This window comes from Flexivirga alba (assembly GCF_042661025.1).
In the GTDB taxonomy this organism is placed as follows: domain Bacteria; phylum Actinomycetota; class Actinomycetes; order Actinomycetales; family Dermatophilaceae; genus Flexivirga; species Flexivirga alba.
Genome location: NZ_JBHSWH010000001.1, coordinates 2570356 through 2587413 on the forward strand (window position 1 = coordinate 2570356; position 17058 = coordinate 2587413).

General features: G+C 67.5%; 13 protein-coding genes and 2 pseudogenes. 12 read left to right on the forward strand and 3 right to left on the reverse strand.

All coding sequences use genetic code 11. The features are described 5' to 3' along the window. Window positions 1-54: 54 nt before the first annotated feature. The 3 genes from ACFQDH_RS12675 to ACFQDH_RS12685 are packed head-to-tail and all read left to right on the forward strand — an operon-like array spanning window position 55 to window position 3016. A complete protein-coding gene (locus tag ACFQDH_RS12675) occupies window positions 55-1110 on the forward strand; it encodes a FecCD family ABC transporter permease (RefSeq protein WP_382401808.1) in 1056 nt (351 codons plus the stop codon). Further along, on the forward strand, window positions 1107-2186 hold the full coding sequence (locus ACFQDH_RS12680) for a FecCD family ABC transporter permease (protein WP_382401810.1): 1080 nt from the start codon (window positions 1107-1109) through the stop codon (window positions 2184-2186). The genes ACFQDH_RS12675 and ACFQDH_RS12680 overlap by 4 nt, the downstream gene beginning before the upstream one ends. After that, window positions 2183-3016 carry an ABC transporter ATP-binding protein gene (locus tag ACFQDH_RS12685; protein WP_382401812.1) on the forward strand — a complete coding sequence of 278 codons (834 nt, stop codon included), beginning with the start codon at window positions 2183-2185 and terminating at the stop codon, window positions 3014-3016. The genes ACFQDH_RS12680 and ACFQDH_RS12685 overlap by 4 nt, the downstream gene beginning before the upstream one ends. A gap of 172 nt (window positions 3017-3188) precedes the next feature. Here the strand turns inward: ACFQDH_RS12685 and ACFQDH_RS12690 are convergent. Next, window positions 3189-3863 (reverse strand): annotated as a pseudogene (locus ACFQDH_RS12690) (formyltetrahydrofolate deformylase); the annotation flags it as partial. 68 nt (window positions 3864-3931) lie between these two features. On the opposite strand from ACFQDH_RS12690, the gene holA reads away from it, so the two are divergent. The 6 genes and pseudogenes from holA (at window position 3932) to ACFQDH_RS12720 (ending at window position 12925) form a co-directional block, all read left to right on the forward strand. After that, complete coding sequence (holA, locus tag ACFQDH_RS12695) at window positions 3932-4888, forward strand: DNA polymerase III subunit delta (protein ID WP_382401814.1); 957 nt, start codon at window positions 3932-3934, stop codon at window positions 4886-4888. Between the two features lie 193 nt (window positions 4889-5081). Continuing rightward, the gene (gene rpsT, locus ACFQDH_RS12700; RefSeq protein ID WP_382401816.1) at window positions 5082-5348 is read left to right on the forward strand and encodes a 30S ribosomal protein S20; all 267 of its coding nucleotides are present in this window, start codon (window positions 5082-5084) and stop codon (window positions 5346-5348) included. A gap of 233 nt (window positions 5349-5581) precedes the next feature. Continuing rightward, window positions 5582-8439, forward strand: a pseudogene (leuS, locus tag ACFQDH_RS12705) (leucine--tRNA ligase). Between the two features lie 5 nt (window positions 8440-8444). Further along, entirely contained in the window at window positions 8445-9341 is an 897-nt protein-coding gene (locus ACFQDH_RS12710; protein ID WP_382401818.1) for a DegV family protein, read from the forward strand. Window positions 9342-9493: 152 nt separating this feature from the next. Next, entirely contained in the window at window positions 9494-10465 is a 972-nt protein-coding gene (locus ACFQDH_RS12715) for a helix-hairpin-helix domain-containing protein (protein ID WP_382401820.1), read from the forward strand. 6 nt (window positions 10466-10471) lie between these two features. Next, window positions 10472-12925, forward strand: a complete 2454-nt coding sequence (locus ACFQDH_RS12720) for a ComEC/Rec2 family competence protein (RefSeq protein ID WP_382401822.1) — start codon at window positions 10472-10474, stop codon at window positions 12923-12925. A 23-nt stretch (window positions 12926-12948) separates the two neighbouring features. Here ACFQDH_RS12720 and ACFQDH_RS12725 read toward each other — a convergent pair whose 3' ends face one another. Next, entirely contained in the window at window positions 12949-13869 is a 921-nt protein-coding gene (locus ACFQDH_RS12725; RefSeq protein WP_382401824.1) for a LysR family transcriptional regulator, read from the reverse strand. Window positions 13870-13992: 123 nt separating this feature from the next. Here ACFQDH_RS12725 and ACFQDH_RS12730 point away from each other — a divergent pair, with 123 nt between their 5' ends. Next, complete coding sequence (locus tag ACFQDH_RS12730; RefSeq protein ID WP_382401826.1) at window positions 13993-14838, forward strand: NAD-dependent protein deacetylase; 846 nt, start codon at window positions 13993-13995, stop codon at window positions 14836-14838. Window positions 14839-14853: 15 nt separating this feature from the next. On the opposite strand, the gene lexA is transcribed toward ACFQDH_RS12730, so the two are convergent. Beyond that, on the reverse strand, window positions 14854-15570 hold the full coding sequence (gene lexA, locus ACFQDH_RS12735; RefSeq protein WP_382401828.1) for a transcriptional repressor LexA: 717 nt from the start codon (window positions 15568-15570) through the stop codon (window positions 14854-14856). 283 nt (window positions 15571-15853) lie between these two features. On the opposite strand from lexA, the gene ACFQDH_RS12740 reads away from it, so the two are divergent. Next, entirely contained in the window at window positions 15854-16255 is a 402-nt protein-coding gene (locus ACFQDH_RS12740) for a hypothetical protein (RefSeq protein ID WP_382401830.1), read from the forward strand. 256 nt (window positions 16256-16511) lie between these two features. Continuing rightward, window positions 16512-17000, forward strand: a complete 489-nt coding sequence (gene nrdR, locus ACFQDH_RS12745) for a transcriptional regulator NrdR (protein ID WP_382401832.1) — start codon at window positions 16512-16514, stop codon at window positions 16998-17000. Window positions 17001-17058 lie beyond the last annotated feature (58 nt).

Below are 17058 nucleotides of genomic sequence, written 5' to 3' on the forward strand. Positions count from 1 at the left end.
CTGCAGAGACAGCTGCGGCCGGACGGGTCGCGGACCGCCGCCGACGGAGCATTCGTGACGACCCTGGAGAACAGCACCACGGCGAATACGCCTGCGGCACAGGGTAATTCGACGAAAGTGCGCACCGGCTCGTGGCTGGTTGTCGGTGCGCTGGTAGCGGCCGTTCTGGTCTGCGGGGTGCTCAGCCTGATGATCGGCAACGTCGGCATCAGCCCTGCGCGCACCCTGCGGGTGCTCTTCGGCCCGGACAACTCCCAGGCGTCCGCCATCATCCACAACCTGCGACTGCCCAGGACTCTGTTGTTGCTGGTCGTCGGGCTGGCACTAGGCGTGTCCGGCGCGCTCATGCAGGGTCAGTCACGCAACCCGCTCGCCGATCCCGGCCTGCTCGGCGTCTCCGAGGGCGCATCCCTCGCCGTCGTGCTCGCGATCTTCTGGCTGCACATCGGGTCGCCGGCGGCATACGCATGGTTCGCCCTGCTGGGTGCCGGGGTCACCGCCTGGCTGGTGTTCGCGATCAGCGCCGTGCGCGGCGGGCCGTCCCCACTCACCCTCGTCCTCGCCGGCGCCGCGGTCAGTGCGCTCGCCTCGGCGATCATCACCTCGATCATCACGTCGAACGTCTCGACCCTTGATCAATACCGCTTCTGGGTGGTGGGTTCGGCCAGCGGACGTGGCCTGGACGTCTTCTGGCAGGTCGTTCCGTTCATCGCGCTCGGACTGGTGCTGACGGTGATCTGCACGCCCGCCATCAACCTGCTTCAGCTCGGCGATGATGCCGCCCGCGCCCTCGGCGTGCGACCGGGCCTGCACAAGTTCCTCGGCATCTGCGCTGTCATGTTGCTCACCGGCGGTGCCGTCGCCGCATGCGGCCCGATCGGCTTCCTCGGCCTGGTCGCGCCGCACATCGCGCGCTTCTGCTGTGGTCCCGACTACCGCTGGGTGGTGCCCTACTCCGGTCTCATCGGCGCAATCGTGCTCACGCTCGCCGACATCCTCGGGCGCGTCATCGCCGGCGGCGCCGAGGTGCAGGTCGGCATCGTGATGGCCCTGGTCGGTGGCCCCGCCTTCGTGCTCCTGGTACGCCGCGCCCGACTGGTGCAACTGTGAGTGCCCTCGCGACGCAGGCGAAGGCAGCGCGGCCCGCCATACGCCTCGGGCCGACGTCGTGGCGAGTGCACCCGCGGGCAACCGTCTGCGCGACCGTCGCCGGCGTCGCCGTGCTCGTGCTGCTCGTCGTCAACCTGTCGTATGGCGAGCTGAAGATCCCGTTCGTCGACGTCATCCGCGCCCTGCTGGGTGACTCGTCCGGCGTCAACTCCTTCATCGTGCGCGATGTCCGCCTGCCGGAAGCTGCCGTCGCGCTGCTCGCCGGTCTCGCGCTCGGGCTGTCGGGCGCCTTGATCCAGACCATCGCGCGCAACCCACTGGCCAGCCCCGACGTCATCGGCGTCAACGCTGGCGCGGCAGCCGGCGCGGTGGGCTACATCGTGCTTTTCGCCGCCGCGGATTCCGGTGTCCCTGCTGGAGTTTCGGCTGACCTTGGCCTGCCGATTGCCGCGTTCTGCGGCGCCCTCCTCGCGGCCGCGTTGCTGTATGCCGCCGGCTGGCGGCACGGGCTCGACGGCCGTCGGCTGGTGCTGGTCGGCATCGGCATCGCCGCCGCGCTGACCGCGTGCACGTCGTGGTTGTTGGTCTCGGCGCGCTTGCAGACGGCCGCGTCGGCGCAGGTGTGGCTCTCCGGTTCGCTGGCCGGGGTCACCGGCAGCAACGTCACCTGGTTGCTCGTCGTGATCGTGCTGGTGGCTCCCGTCGCGCTGTGGCTGGGCAGCACGCTCAACATCGTCGAACTCGGTGACGACACGGCACGCGCTCTCGGCATACGGACCTCGCGCGCGCAGGCCGTCGCGCTGCTGTGCGCGGTGTTGCTGGCGGCTGTCGCGGTGTCGGCGGTCGGTCCGATCGGCTTCGTCGCGTTCGTCTGTCCGCAGATCGCGCGCAGACTGGCGGGCACCTCCCGGCCGCCGCTGCTCACCTCGGCGCTCGCCGGCGCCGTGCTCGTCCAAGGAGCCGACGTGATCACCCGGCTGTGGCTGACCGGCCTGGCTGTCGGCGTGGTGACCTCACTGGTCGGCGCGCCCTATTTCATCTACCTGTTGATCCGCAAGCAAAGGGACCTCGTATGACTCAGACATCGACGGCCGTCCTCCAGCACTCAGCCGAGGCGCCCGACGCGCGACTGATCGCCCACGGCATCACGGTCGGGTATGGCGACGAACCCGTCGTCCACGACGTCTCGTTGCAGATCCCGGACGGCAAGGTGACCACGATCATCGGCCCCAACGGCTGCGGCAAATCGACTCTGCTGCGGACGCTTTCGCGTTTGCTGTCCCCAAGCTCCGGACAGGTGACCCTCGACGGAGACCCCATCGGCTCGCGCTCGGCCAAGCAGCTCGCGTGCACCCTGGCGCTGCTGCCGCAGAGCCCGCTCGCCCCCGAAGGGTTGCTGGTGCGTGACCTGGTCGGCCGCGGGCGGCACCCGCACCAGCGGTGGTTCCAGCAGTGGTCACACGGCGACGAGGACATCGTCACCGACGCGATGCGCTGGACCGGCATACTCGACCTCGCCGACCGGCCGGTCGATGCGCTGTCCGGCGGTCAGCGGCAGCGAGTGTGGATCGCGATGACCCTCGCCCAGCACACCGATCTCGTGCTGCTCGACGAACCCACGACATACCTGGACCTCGCGCACCAGGTCGACGTTCTCGACCTCGTATGCCGGCTCAACCGGGAGCGCGGTGCGACCGTCGCGATGGTGCTGCACGACCTCAATCTGGCCGTGCGGTTCAGCGACCATCTCGTCGTCATGCGCCGGGGTCGTGTTGTGGCACAAGGCGATCCGGTGCAAGTGATGGATGCGGACCTGCTCCACGAGGTGTACGGCCTGGAGGCCGACCTGGTCGCCGACCCCCGCACCGGCATCCCGATGGTCGTCCCGAGGGGCCAGAAGGATTAACGAAGGACCACGGTGCTGGCGCCGTTGGGAAAGACCCGGTGCTCGGCGTGCCAGGTGACGGCGCGCGCGAGGACCTGCGCCTCGACGTCGCGGCCGGCGACGACCATGTCGGCGGGGAGTAGCTGTGGCCGACGCGTGCGACGTCCTGCTCGATGATCGGACCTTCGTCGAGGTCGGCCGTCACGTAGTGCGCCGTAGCGCCGATCAACTTCACACCGCGCTCGTGGGCCTGGTGGTAGGGCCGCGCGCCACGGAAGCTGGGCAGGAACGAGTGGTGGATGTTGATCGCCCGGCCGGCCAGCCGCTGGCACAGCTGGGGTGAGAGCACCTGCATGTAGCGGGCCAGGATCACCAGGTCGGCGCCGGTCTGCTCGATGAGATCGAGCAGCCGTGCCTCTCCGATCTCCTTGGTGTCGTTCGAGATCGGGATGTGGTGGAACGGTATGTCGTGGGACGACACCAGTTTCTGGAAGGTCCGGTGGTTGGAGGCGACCGCGGCGATCTCCACCGGAAGTGCCCCCACCTGCTGGCGGTAGAGCAGGTCGTTGAGACAGTGACCGAGTTTGGAGACCAGCACCAGCGCCTTGGTCGGCTGCTGTGCCGGGAAGAGGCCCCACGTCATACCGAACCGGTCGGCGACCGGCTCGAGGGACGCACGCAGCGTGTCCTCCTCGACCGGCCCGTGCACCCGCGCGCGGATGAAGAACTGCCCGGTCAGCGGATCACCGAACTGCTGGCACTCGTCGATGTTGGCTTCGTGCCGCACCAGTGCAGTGCTGATGGCCGCGATGATGCCGGGGCGGTCGGAACACGAGGCGGTGAAGACGTAGGACTGGCTCTGGCTCATTCGCGAACTTTAGAGCCGCGAAGGCTGCGCCCGCGTGGGTGTCCGCTGCGAGTGGCAGAGTTGCTCGTATGACGGACGTCCCGCCGCTGGTGCTGATCACCGGGCCTGAGCAGATCCTGGCCGAGCGAGCTGCCACCAGCACCATCGCGCTGGTGCGCGAAAGTGACCCGCAGGCCGAGTTGGTGCGGATCGAAGCCGCCAGTTACGAGCGTGGCGACCTGCAACTGCACACCAGCCCGAGTCTGTTCGGGGACAGCAAGATCGTGCTGGTGCGTGACCTCGACGAGGGCCGCGAAGAGCTGATCGCCGATCTGGTCGACGTGGTCACTGCCGGCGCGCCGGACGCGACGCTGATCGTCGCGCACAAGGGCGGCGTGCGCGGCAAGAAGGCGCTGGATGCGTTGAAGAAGAACGGCGCCCGGATCATCGACGCACCCGCGATCAAGAGCGACCGCGACAAGTCTGCGTTCGTCACGAACGAGTTCCGCTCGGCCGGTCGCAAGGTGGCGCCGGACGCAGTGCGTGCGTTGCTCGAAGCCGTCGGCAAGGACTTGCGAGAGCTGGCCTCGGCCTGCAAGCAGTTGGCCGACGACACCGAGGGCTTGGTCACCGCCGATGTCGTGCAGCGCTACTACGGCGGCAAGGTCGAGGCCACCGGCTTCCGCGTCGCCGACGCCGCGATCGGCGGCAACCTGCCCGAGGCGCTGCGACTCGCGCGCCATGCGCTCGCATCGGGTCTCGATCCGGTGCCGATCGTCGCGGTGCTGGCCAGTCAGTTGCGGCAGATCGCGCGGGTTGCGACCGCCGGGCGTGGCTCGTCCGGTGCGCTCGCGAAGGAATTGGGTATGGCGCCCTGGCAGGTCGATCGCGCCCGCCGTGATGCGAAGGGCTGGGACGGGACCAGGCTGGGGAGCGCCATACAAGCCGTTGCGGCCGCGGACTTCGATGTCAAAGGTGGCGGGCGAGATCCGGTGTATGCCCTGGAGCGCGCGATCATGACCATCGCGACGGCCCGCAACGGCTGACCATCCCTCGATTTGGGCGGAATGGCGCGGCGCTGGTAACTTTGTGCCTTGCGTGCGCGTTCTGGTCGTGCGCGTATGCGAGCAGTAACGACGCGACGACATCGCCCGGGTGTCCCCACGCCCCATCCGTCGGCGCGTCTGTCAACCCTCATTGACATTCTGGATTTTTCGATCGACCAAGGAAGTACTACACGTGGCAAACATCAAGTCGCAGATGAAGCGGATCAAGACCAACGCGATCCGCACTGAGCGCAACCGGGCCTACAAGTCGGAACTCCGTACCTGGATCCGGCACACCCGTTCGGCTGTCGAGGCCGGCGACAAGGCCAAGGCCACCGAGATGCTGGCGACCGCGTCCAAGAAGCTGGACAAGGCCGTGAGCAAGGGTGTCATCCACAAGAACCAGGCCGCCAACAAGAAGTCGGCGCTGGCGAAGGCCGTCAACGGCCTCGACGCCTGATCGGCTCGACTGACGCGAGGTCCGGCGCTGCTCCTGCGGAAGGGCGGCGCCGGACCTTTGTCGTTGTCGGTACCTCGTGCGGTAATCTGTGGTTCGTGCGGCAGTTGCTTCTTCTTAGCCGGCCGCGTCGACGCTAGGCGGACTACGACGCGGCTGACCCCTCCACGCGTGAGGGGTCTTTTCATGTGGCGAGTCCGACGCGCACTACAGCTTTGATTGTGAAGGACGGACCCATGACTGACGAGCAGCCCGCACACCGTTACTCAGCCGCGCTGGCCAACGACATCGAGCGCACTTGGCAGGACCGATGGGAAGAGCAGGGCGTCTTCCATGCTCCCAATCCCGCAGGCCCATGGGCGGACGAGGCAGCTATCGGCGGGCGGCCGAAGTACTTCCTGCAGGACATGTTTCCGTACCCGAGCGGCGCAGGGTTGCACGTCGGACACCCGCTGGGCTTCATCGCTACCGACGTCTTCGCGCGCTACCAGCGGATGACTGGACGCAACGTCCTCTACACGATGGGCTTCGATGCCTTCGGGCTGCCGGCCGAGCAGTATGCCGTGCAGACGGGCCAGCACCCGCGCAAAACCACTGAGGACAACATCACGACGTATACCCGGCAGCTGCGCCAGCTTGGGCTGTCCCACGACAAGCGTCGGGCGTTCGCGACGATCGACCCGGACTTCTACAAGTGGACCCAATGGATCTTCCTGCAGATCTACAACGCGTGGTATGACGAGCGCGTCGCCAAGGCACGCCCCATCACCGAGTTGGTGACCGCCTTCGAGGCCGGTCAGGTACCGACGTCGGACGGCCGCGCGTGGTCGGAGCTGACAGCGGCCGAACGCCGCGACGAGATCGATAACCGACGGCTGGCCTACAAGAAGGAAGTGCCAGTCAACTGGGCGCCGGGACTGGGCACCGTGGTGGCCAACGAAGAGGTCACCAACGAGGGCCTGACCGAGCGTGGTGACATGCCGGTCTTCCAGCGCAACCTGCCGCAGTGGATGATGCGCATCACCGCCTACTCCGACCGGCTGATCGACGACCTGGACCGCCTGGAGTGGCCCGAGTCGGTCAAGGCGATGCAGCGCAACTGGATCGGCCGGTCCCAAGGCGCCGCAGTCGAGTTCGAGGTCGATGGCGTCGAGGAACGTATCGAGGTGTTCACGACTCGGCCCGACACGATCTTCGGCACCACGTTCATGGTCTTGGCACCGGAGCACCCGATGGTCGATCGCCTGGCCACTGACGCCTGGCCGGACGGCACCCAGGCCGCCTGGACGGGGGCGAGGCGACCCCCGCGAAGGCAGTTTCGGCATATCGGCGCGCGGCGTCCCGCAAGTCGGAGCTGGAGCGACAGGCTGAAGATGCCAAGGCCAAAACTGGTGTCTTCACCGGTGCGTTTGCGACCAATCCCGTGTCGGGAGAACGTATTCCGGTCTTCATTGCGGATTATGTGCTGATGGGCTACGGCACCGGTGCCGTCATGGCTGTGCCCGCTGAGGACCCCCGTGACTGGGACTTTGCGAAGAAGTACAACCTGCCTTACGTGCGCACCGTGCAGCCCACGGAGGGCCATGACGAAGACAAGGCATACACCGGTTCCGGCGCGATGATCAACTCGTCCAACGAGCGAGTCTCGTTGAACGGCAAGGCGATCGACGAGGCGAAGCAGACCATCATCGACTTCCTGGAGCATCAAGATGCCGGACGCGGCACCATCACCTACAAGCTGCGTGACTGGCTGTTCAGCCGCCAGCGTTATTGGGGTGAGCCGTTCCCGATCGTCTACGACGAGGACGGCGTCGCGCACGCACTGCCTGAGTCGATGCTGCCGGTCGAGTTGCCGGAGGTCGCCGACTACTCACCGAAGACCTACGCGCCGGACGACGCGGATTCGATGCCAGAGTCACCCCTGTCGCGTGCGACCGAATGGGTCGAGACTGAGCTGGACCTGGGCGACGGGCCGAAGAAGTACCGCCGCGAAACCAACACCATGCCGAACTGGGCCGGATCGTGCTGGTACGAGATCCGCTACACCGACCCGTCGAACCAAGAGCGCTTCGTCGATGCCGACTGCGAACGCTACTGGATGGGGCCGAACGACAAGCCCGGCGACACCGGTGGTGTTGATCTCTACGTCGGCGGTGTCGAGCATGCCGTGCTGCACCTGCTCTACTCGCGCTTCTGGCACAAGGTGCTCTTCGACCTCGGCTACGTCAGCTCCGAGGAGCCGTTCCGTCGGCTGTTCAACCAGGGCTACGTGCAGGCGTTCGCCTACCGCGACCACCGTGGCCAGCCGGTGCCCGCCGCCGAGGTCGAGGAGCACGTGGACGGCGACACAACGACGTTCACCTGGCAGGGGCAGCCGGTCTCTCGCGAGTTCGGCAAGATGGGCAAGTCACTGAAGAACGTCGTGACGCCGGACGAGATGTGCGCGACGTTCGGTGCGGACACCTTCCGCGTCTACGAAATGTCGATGGGTCCGCTGGACCAGTCCCGTGTCTGGGAAACCCGTGCCGTCGTCGGTGCGCAGCGCTTCCTGCAACGCCTGTGGCGCAACGTGATCGATGAAGATTCCGGTGAGCTGCGGGTGCGCGATACCGAAGCGTCGGCCGACTTGAAGCGAGTGATGGCCAAGACGATCGACGGTGTCAGCAAGGACTACGAGGCGCTGCAGTTCAACACCGCGATCGCGAAGTTGATCGAGCTGAACAACGCACTGACCAAGGCGTCCTCCGAAGGCGGGTCGCCCAGGCCGGTCGTCGAGGCACTGGTGCTGATGACCGCGCCGGTCGCACCGCACATCGCCGAAGAGCTGTGGTCCCGGCTGGGGCACGAGTCGTCGCTGTCGCACGAGACGTTCCCGGTCGCCGACGAGTCACTACTGGTCGACGAGACCGTCACCTGTGTCGTGCAGGTGCAGGGCAAGGTTCGCGATCGACTGGAAGTCCCGATCGACATCGCTGATGCTGACCTGGAGGCCCTCGCCCGGCAGAGCGACAAGATCCGAGCAGCGGTGGGGGACAAGCAGATTCGCAAGGTGATCGTGCGCGCCCCGAAGCTCGTCAACCTAGTGGTTGGTTGAGCTCTATGACGGTGGCGGTGGTGACCGACTCGACGGCATACCTGCCGCCGGGGGTGGCCGCTGCTCACGGCATCTCGGTCGTGCCGATGCGCCTGGCCATCGGCGGCATCTCGTATGACGAGGGGCGTGGCGTCACGGCCGAGGAGGTGGCGCAGGCGTTGCGCGACTTCGTCCCGGTGTCGACCTCCCGGCCGTCGCCCGCAGTCTTCACCCAGTTGTATGCCGCGCTGGCCGACGCCGGACATGAGGCAATCGTTTCGGTGCACGTGTCCTCGCAGATGTCGGCAACGCTCTCCTCGGCACAATTGGCGGCGCGCGACGCGACGATTCCCGTGACCGTCATCGATAGCGAAACCATCGGTATGGCAATGGGTTTCGGGGTGATCGCCGCTGCGGAGGCAGCCGCATCGGGTGCGGACGCCGCGGCGGTCGCGGATGCGGCGCGCCGTCATACCGGATCGTCCACGACCGTCTTCTACGTCGACACCCTTGAGCATCTGCGCCGAGGGGGACGTATTGGGCGCGCCTCTGCGCTGATGGGCTCCGCCCTCGCCATCAAACCGCTGCTGACCGTGCGCGACGGGCACATCGAGCCGTTGGAGCGAGTGCGCACAACCAGCAAGGCACTTGCCCGGCTCGTGAAGCATGCGGTCGACGCGGTCGAGAAGTTGGAGGAGCGCGACGACGTCGACGGGATCGACGTCGCCGTGCACCACCTGGATTCACGGCCACGTGCCGAGACCCTGATCGAGCAGCTCGCCGGCGAGCTGCCGAGGGCGCGGCGGCTGCTACTCGTCGAGCTCGGCGCAGCAGTGGGTGCGCACGTCGGACCCGGCACGCTGGCGGTCGTGGTGACTCCGCGGCTGTCCGGCCGGACCCGCATCGTGGGCTCCTCGGACTGACCGACTGCCCGGGCGGTTGTCCACAGCCCCGCGTCCTATGGCGGGTTGTCCACAGGACTGCGTGTCCGTCGAAGCGCGAACTTCGTTGTCTTGCCTAGTGTTCCAGGCATGGAAGTTCATCCTCAGCAAGCGCGAGACGCGGAGTACGCGTGATGGGACGCGGACGCGCGGAGGAAGGCACACCCGATCGGTTGGCGGCGGTGCTCGAGGAGCTGGAGGCGGTCCGTCGGGCGCCCGGCTGGGTGCCGACCGAGGACTCCGTCGTCGACGAGCCGCGCTCGAGAGTCGCTGATCTGCCGCGCCGGGTAGCAGCGACCCGACGTGCGGAGCACTCCGACCAGACGCGTCGTGGACGTCATTCAGCTGGCGGTGGCAACGACGAGTTGCGTCCACGAGAGCCGCTGTTGCGTCCACCCGAGCCGCTCATCGGCGCTCAGGTTGCGCCGAGCAGGCTCGCCGTCATCGGCGCTTTGATCCTGGTGTCGGTTGCGGCCTTGGTCTTCGGCGGGCGTGTGCTGTGGGCGCGCGCGGCCGCCGAGCCGCACCCCGTTGCCTCGGCCGGCGCAGCCACCTCGACGAGTTCCGCGTCAGCCTCGGCGCCGAGCAGTTCGGCGACACGACAGGGATTCGGGTCCACGGCTGCGTCGTCGAGCGCTGCGCCGACCACCCTGGTCGTGCAAGTCGTGGGGCAGGTCCGCAAACCCGGCGTGGTGCACGTCAAGAGCGGCTCGCGGGTCCAGGACGCCGTCTCCGCAGCGGGAGGTGCACTGCCCGGCGCCGACCTGTCGGCGATCAACCTGGCACGGGTCGTCGCCGACGGCGAGCAGATCCAGGTCCCCAAGCCGGGTGAACACCCCACACCGCCGGCGGCGGGCGGCGCTGCAGGCGGATCGTCGGCTGCCGGCGGCGCGGGCGGTGGCAGCCCGGCGAGCACGGTCAACCTCAATACCGCTGACGAGACGACCCTCGAGGGACTGCCGGGGGTCGGGCCTGTGATGGCTCAGCGCATCCTGCAGTGGCGTGCGGACAACGGCCGGTTCAGCACCGTCGACGAGCTCGGCGAGGTCAGCGGCATCGGTGACAAGACGCTGGCGCAGCTGCTTCCGCTGGTGACCGTCGGTTGAGGAGTGGTGCACCTCGCTCAGGCCGTCGGCGCGGCCGTCATACAGCCTGTCGTCGAGCGGATCCGCCGGATGCCGGAACACGTCACCGGAAAGCCACGCTCGCTCGATCTGCGATTGTTCACTGCTGCGGCCGTCGCCTGGCCGGTCACGCTCGTCGTGCTGCGGCTGCCGGTGAGCGTCAGCGTGTGCCTGGCAGCGCTCAACGCGTTTCTCGCGGTCGCCATCGTGGTTCGGCCCGGAGTTCCGGAGGTGCCCGGCCGCCGTCGCAGGGTTCTCGAGACGGTGGCACTCGCCGGCGCGGCAGTAGCGCTGGTGTGCGCGGCCACGGCGGGACATCTCATGACACGACAGGCGGGCACGGTCGACCAACTGGCTGCGAAGCGGGCGATCGTCCGCGTCGAAGCGGTGGTGTCCTCCGACCCGCGGCCCGTGGGTGCCGGTCTGGGTGGTCACCAGAGCCTGGTGATCGTCAAGCTCTCGGTTCGGCAGATCGTCGGTCGCGGCATGCGCAGCACCCCCAACACGCCCGTGCTGGTGCTCGGTGACGAACGATGGCTGGCGGTCCACTGGCATGAACGCGTTGCGGTCGACGGGCGGCTGCAGGCTGCCGAGCCCGGCGATGATGTGGAAGCCGTGCTGACCGCACGCGGCCCGCCGCGGGTCATCGGGGGAGCAGGACCGCTCTTCGACGCTGTCGAGGTGGTGCGCCGCGATACTCGGGTAGCCACCGAAGGCCTGCCCACCGACCCACGCGGGCTGGTGCCGGCGCTGGTGATGGGAGACACCTCGCGCCTGCCGGCGCAACTCAACGACGACATGCGCGCCACCGGTATGACGCATCTCAACGCCGTGTCCGGTTCCAACGTCACGATGGTGCTGCTCGCCACGATGTGGGTTGCCGGGTGGCTCCGTGTCCGGGGAAGGTGGCGACTGGTGGTGGCCGCTCTTGCGCTCGGGTTGTTCGTGCTGCTCTGTCGCCCGGAGCCATCGGTGATCCGGGCCGCGGTGATGGGCGTCGTGGGACTCGTCGGCATGTCTGTGTCGAGACGGGCCTCCGGGCCTCCGGTGCTGGCCGCGGCTGTGCTGTTGCTGCTCGTGATTGATCCCTGGCTGGCGGCGTCCTACGGATTCGCGTTGTCGACCCTGGCGACCGCCGGGCTGCTCTTCTTCGCACGCCCGTGGGCGGACCGGATCGCTCGCTTCCTGCCGAGGCGACTGGCTCCGGTGGCGGAGGCGGTCGCCATACCCATGGCGGCGCAGGCGATGTGTGCTCCGGTCATCGTGCTGCTGCAGGGCTCGGTCAGTCTCATCGGCATACCGGCCAACGTGCTGGCTGCACCGCTGGTGGCGCCGGCGACGATGTGCGGCGTCATCACCGTGCTGGTCGCGCCGGTGAGCGTGGGTCTCGCGCGGCTGCCGGCCTGGCTGGCCGCACTACCGACCCAGGGCATCGCGTGGATCGCACATACGTGTGCGCGGGTGCCGCTCGGCACTCTCCCGTGGCCGGACGGCGCAACCGGTGCGATGCTGCTCGCCGCACTGACCGTGCTGTTGTTGTTCGCGGGCGTGTGGCTGCTGCGCACCCTCTGGGTGCGGCCATACCTGGCCGGCGCAGGCGCAGTCCTCGCTGCCGCCGCCTGGGCGCCGACCCCGATCAGTGGGTGGCCGCCGCCCGGTTGGGTCTACGTCGCGTGTGACGTCGGACAAGGAGATGGCGGAGTGCTCCAGACCGCTCCGGGGCATGCACTGGTCGTGGACACCGGTCCCGAGCCCGGTGCCATGGACGGTTGCCTCGACCGGCTGCAGATCCGCGTGGTCGACGCTGTTGTGCTGACCCACTTTCACGCGGATCACGTGGGTGGCCTCGCGGCGGTGTTCGACGGGCGGCAGGTGCGTGCCCTCTACGTCACGCCGGTCGAATCGACCGGCGCTTCCGGCGCCGGCGACGAACCCAGCGAAGAGCCACTGGTTCAGTCGCTGGCTGCGCAGCACAACCTGGCAATGCAGACGCTCGCGACGGGTGACGTGCTGGACATCGGTGCGGTGCACGCGCTGGTGGTTGGTCCGACCCGACTCATCAGGGCGGGGTCGGTCCAGAACAACGCCAGCATCGTGCTGGACGTGCGCTCGCACGGCCTGCGGCTGCTGATGACCGGTGACATCGAAAAGGAAGCCGCCGCACTGGTATTGGCTCAGTTGCGGAAGCTGCCGGATGCGCGACCGGTCGACGTGCTGAAGGTGCCGCATCACGGCTCGGCGAACCAGGACCCTGGACTGGAGCACACACTGCGGGCAGCCATCGCGGTCATCAGCGTCGGCGCGCACAACGACTACGGACACCCGGCACCGCGGACTCTCGATCTGCTCGCCCAGAGCGATTCCACCGTGTTGCGCACGGATCGGGGTGGGGACATCGCGATCATCGCGAAGGACGGTGCACCCCTGGTCGCCAGGCCCTGAGCAGGTATGGCGCCAGGTTCGACTCAGGAACAGACGTTCTTGGCGCGCGCGGCTTCACACAGCGCGTCGAGGGTCGCCGACACGGCCGGCACCCGTTGCAGGTCCGGGGTGGTGACGGCATACACCGAGCGCCGGGAGGCGGGATCCATCGGCACCGTGACGACGCCAGGGTTACCGGCCGAACGGCGAATCAGGTCGGGGATCAACGCGACGCCCAGGCCCTCGGACACCAGGCCAAGGACCGCGACGTAATCCTCGGTCTCGAACGCGACATCGGGATTGAAACCGGCGCGCTCCGCGAGGGACAGCAGGTGGCCGCGGCAGCGCGGGCACCCGGCGATCCACGGCTCACTCGCCAGATCGGCGAGCTTGACCTTCTTGGACTTTGCCTTCGGGTGATTCAGCGGAAGCGCCAGTCGCACCTCGTCGTCCAGCAATTTGCGGGTCACGAACGACTCGATGTCCTCCTCGCCGCGAGCCAGGTCGGTGCCTTCGTAGGCGAACGCGACGGCGACGTCACACTCACCCGAGCGCAGGGCGGCCAGCGACTCGGGCGGCTCGGCCTCGGTGAAGCTCACCTGCACGTCAGGAAAGCGCTTCTTGACCAGCGCCAGCGCACGCGGCACCAGCGTCGAGGAGGAGGAGGGGAAAGCCATCAGGCGAACTCGCCCGGCCCGCAGGCCTGCGATGGCGGCCACTTCGGACTCCGCGGCCTCGAGCGCAGCAAGCACCGGATTGGCGTGGCGGGCGAGGACCTGACCGGCCTCGGTGAGGCGGACGGTGCGGCCGAGACGTTCCACCAGAACGGTTCCGGTGCGGTCCTCCAGGCGCCGAACCATCTGGGAGATGGCCGGCTGCGAGTAGCCCAGCGACGTGGCCGCAGCAGTGAAGCTGCCGTGATCGCTGATCGCCTTGATGACCCTGAGTCCAGCTGCGTCGATCATGGCCCAAGAATAACATTTAGTTATTTGTTCTGGCCAATTCTCCAAGATCGCTAATCAATATGCCGGCGGGTCCAACTGACCGCGCTGACGCCCGAGGTCGCGCGAGTATGAGACCTTGACAGGGTGGTGACTACGGATCCGGCGGCGCTGACCGAGCTGGTGAGTCGTGGGGGAGTCCTCGCCCTCACCGGTGCCGGCCTGTCGACAGAATCCGGGATTCCCGACTATCGAGGCGCCGACGGTCAACGGCGGTTCCAGCCGATGACCGCTCAGGAGCTCCTTGCCGATCCCACTGCGCGGCAACGGTATTGGGCTCGCTCGTATGTCGGCTGGCCGCGCTTCGCGGCTGCTGAGCCGAACCCGGGTCATCTCGCAGTCGCGGCGTTGCAGCAGGCCGGTCTGATCGGGCCGATCATCACTCAGAACGTCGACGGCCTGCACCAGGCGGCCGGCGCTGACGATGTCGCGGAGTTGCACGGCAGCCTCACGCATGTGGTCTGTATGCACTGTGGCGAGCGTTACGAACGCACGATGGTCGACGACTGGCTGCAACTCGCCAACCCTGACTTCGACCGATCCGCCACCGGCCCGCTACGGCCGGATGGCGATGTCGCGATCGCCGAGTCGCTGATCGGCGACTTCCGGCTGGTGCATTGCGTCATCTGCGGCTCGGACCTGCTGAAGCCGGATGTGGTGATGTTCGGGGAGTCGGTGCCCAAGGACCTGGTCGAGCAGTGTTTCGCGCGGGTGCAAGCCGCTCGCGCGATCCTGGTCCTCGGTTCATCGCTCGCGGTGATGTCCGGCTATCGCTTCATCCGCCGCGCGGTGCGGGATGGGATCCCGGTCGCTGTCGTGACCCACGGCTGGACCCGGGCGACCGACGAGGAGGTGTCGATCCGCATCGACGCCCCGCTCGGGTCGACGCTGCTTTCGTTGGCGGAGACCCTCGCCGGGCGCCGCGCGTCCTGATCGCGCAGAGTTGGGTCAGATCCGACGTAGAACTGCCGTGACCTTGCCGAGGATGGTCGCGTCGTCGCCGTCGATCGGGTCGTAGGCGTCGTTGTGCGGGAGCAGCCAGACCTTGCCGCGCGCACGCTTGAACGTCTTGACGGTCGCCTCGTTGTCGAGCATGGCCGCGACGATGTCGCCGTTGGTCGCAGTTGGCTGCTGGCGCACGACAACCCAGTCGCCGTCGCAGATCGCGGCGTCGATCATCGAGTCACCGACCACCTTGAGCAGGAAAAGGTCGCCTTCGCCGACGATCTGCTTGGGCAGCGGGAAGACGTCCTCGACGACCTGCTCGGCCAGAATCGGGCCGCCGGCGGCGATGCGCCCGACAACGGGAATGTATGACGCCTCGGGCCGCTCGTCACCCAGGCCGGTCTCGTCGAGGCTCGACTCCTGCGCGCTCCGCACACTCGAGCCGCCGCGGTAACCGCGGGTGTCGGTCGCGTCCGGATCGATGACCTCCATGGCACGTGGCCGGTTGGGGTCACGGCGCAGGTAGCCCTTGCGCTCGAGCATCGTCAGCTGGTGCGCGACGGAGCTCGGACTGGTCAGTCCGACGGCATCGCCGATCTCACGCAGGCTCGGCGGATATCCGCGCCGGTCAACGGAATTGCGGATCACCTGCAGCACCTTGCGCTGCCTTGTGGTCAGGCTTTCTCCGGCGCGGTCGGGAAGTTCGTGCACCTGTGCCATCGCTGTCATCTCCTCCTCGGCGAACACTTCGCTCAAAGCGGCTGGCGAGCGATCTGTGCGGACCGGATCCGAACGGTTGTCGGTGGTCGGTGCTTGCCTTGGCTTCGTGAAAACAGCGTATGGGTTTCGGACACAGTTTCCAAACATCTGTACGACGCGTGTCTCGATGGCGTCGAACGCTCGTGCTATCCGTCCGACAGGTGTACGATCGTACGCGTGTTCGGATGGAGTTCGTTGTCCGAGCGGTGTGCACCAGTTCGCACCGAAGTTTCAGGAGGAAGAGATGAGTGCAGTTGCGCAGTGGGACGCGCCGGTCGACCTACGTCAGGGTCGTCGGCACTTGCGGGCGGTTCCGACCGGTCCGTCGGCACGTGGTGGCGGCGCCCAAGTGGGTGTTCGAGTCGAGGCCCGCGGCCTGCGGCTGACCGCACGCGGACGCCGGTTGCTGGGCATAGTCGTCGCGGTCGCGTTGTTGATCGGTGGGGGTGCAGCGGCGCATGCCTGGGCATCGACGCCGCCGTCGGTCGGGCACTCCGTGACGGTGCACGATGGTGAGACGTTGTCCGGTGTGGCGCACCGCGCCTACCCGTCCATGTCGGTCTCGGACGCTGTCACGAAGGTGGCGCTGGCAAACGACCTCAACGGCCTGCAGGTGGTCGCGGGACAGCAGCTCAAACTGCCCTGACGGGACCTCGACACGCGGTGTTACGGGCGGCTGACCAGCGGTTTTCCAGGTGACGTCGACGGCTCTTGCGATTGTGGTGGGATCGGCCTAACATCCCTATATCTAGTAGTTACACGGATGAGATTTATCCACATCTAGTCCACAAGCAGAGCCCAGTCATCCCCAGGTCGTCCACCACTTACCCACAACTTCGTCCACAGTCGGCGTCGTTCTGGTGACGGGGCGGGTGCCGGGTCCAGCGGAGAGGAGTCGTCTGATGCATTGCCCGTTCTGCCGTCACGACGACAGTCGCGTTGTCGACAGCCGCACGAGTGAAGACGGCACCTGCATCAAGCGACGCAGGCAGTGCCCCAACTGCGGCAAGCGGTTCTCAACCATGGAGACCGCGAGCCTCACGGTCGTCAAACGATCCGGCGCCAGCGAGCCGTTCAGCCGGCAGAAGGTGCTGCTCGGAGTGCGCAAGGCTTGCCAGGGCCGGCCGGTCAGTGAGGATCACTTGGCGCTGCTCGCCCAAGAGGTCGAGGAGTCGATCCGGGCCCAGGGCGCGGCGGAGATCGATGCGCACGACGTGGGCCTGGCGATCCTGGGGCCGCTGCGCAGCCTCGACGAAGTTGCCTACCTCCGCTTCGCGTCCGTCTACCAGGCCTTCGACGATCTCGAGGACTTCGAGTCGGCCATCGCCCTGCTGCGTGCCGAGCGGCCGGCGACCGGCGTCGAGCCGGACCGTCAACCCGCCGACGACTGAGTAGTCCCACCGCATTTCGTACACCGTCACAGAACACATCTCGCAGCACAGTTGACCA

Coding starts and splice junctions, on each gene's coding strand:
- nrdR (WP_382401832.1), top strand. CDS start 16,512: ATGCATTGCCCGTTCTGCCGTCACGACGACAGTCGCGTTGTCGACAGC.
- ACFQDH_RS12715 (WP_382401820.1), top strand. CDS start 9,494: ATGGGACGCGGACGCGCGGAGGAAGGCACACCCGATCGGTTGGCGGCG.
- ACFQDH_RS12725 (WP_382401824.1), bottom strand. CDS start 13,869: ATGATCGACGCAGCTGGACTCAGGGTCATCAAGGCGATCAGCGATCAC.
- ACFQDH_RS12710 (WP_382401818.1), top strand. CDS start 8,445: ATGACGGTGGCGGTGGTGACCGACTCGACGGCATACCTGCCGCCGGGG.
- lexA (WP_382401828.1), bottom strand. CDS start 15,570: ATGGCACAGGTGCACGAACTTCCCGACCGCGCCGGAGAAAGCCTGACC.
- ACFQDH_RS12685 (WP_382401812.1), top strand. CDS start 2,183: ATGACTCAGACATCGACGGCCGTCCTCCAGCACTCAGCCGAGGCGCCC.
- holA (WP_382401814.1), top strand. CDS start 3,932: ATGACGGACGTCCCGCCGCTGGTGCTGATCACCGGGCCTGAGCAGATC.
- ACFQDH_RS12740 (WP_382401830.1), top strand. CDS start 15,854: ATGAGTGCAGTTGCGCAGTGGGACGCGCCGGTCGACCTACGTCAGGGT.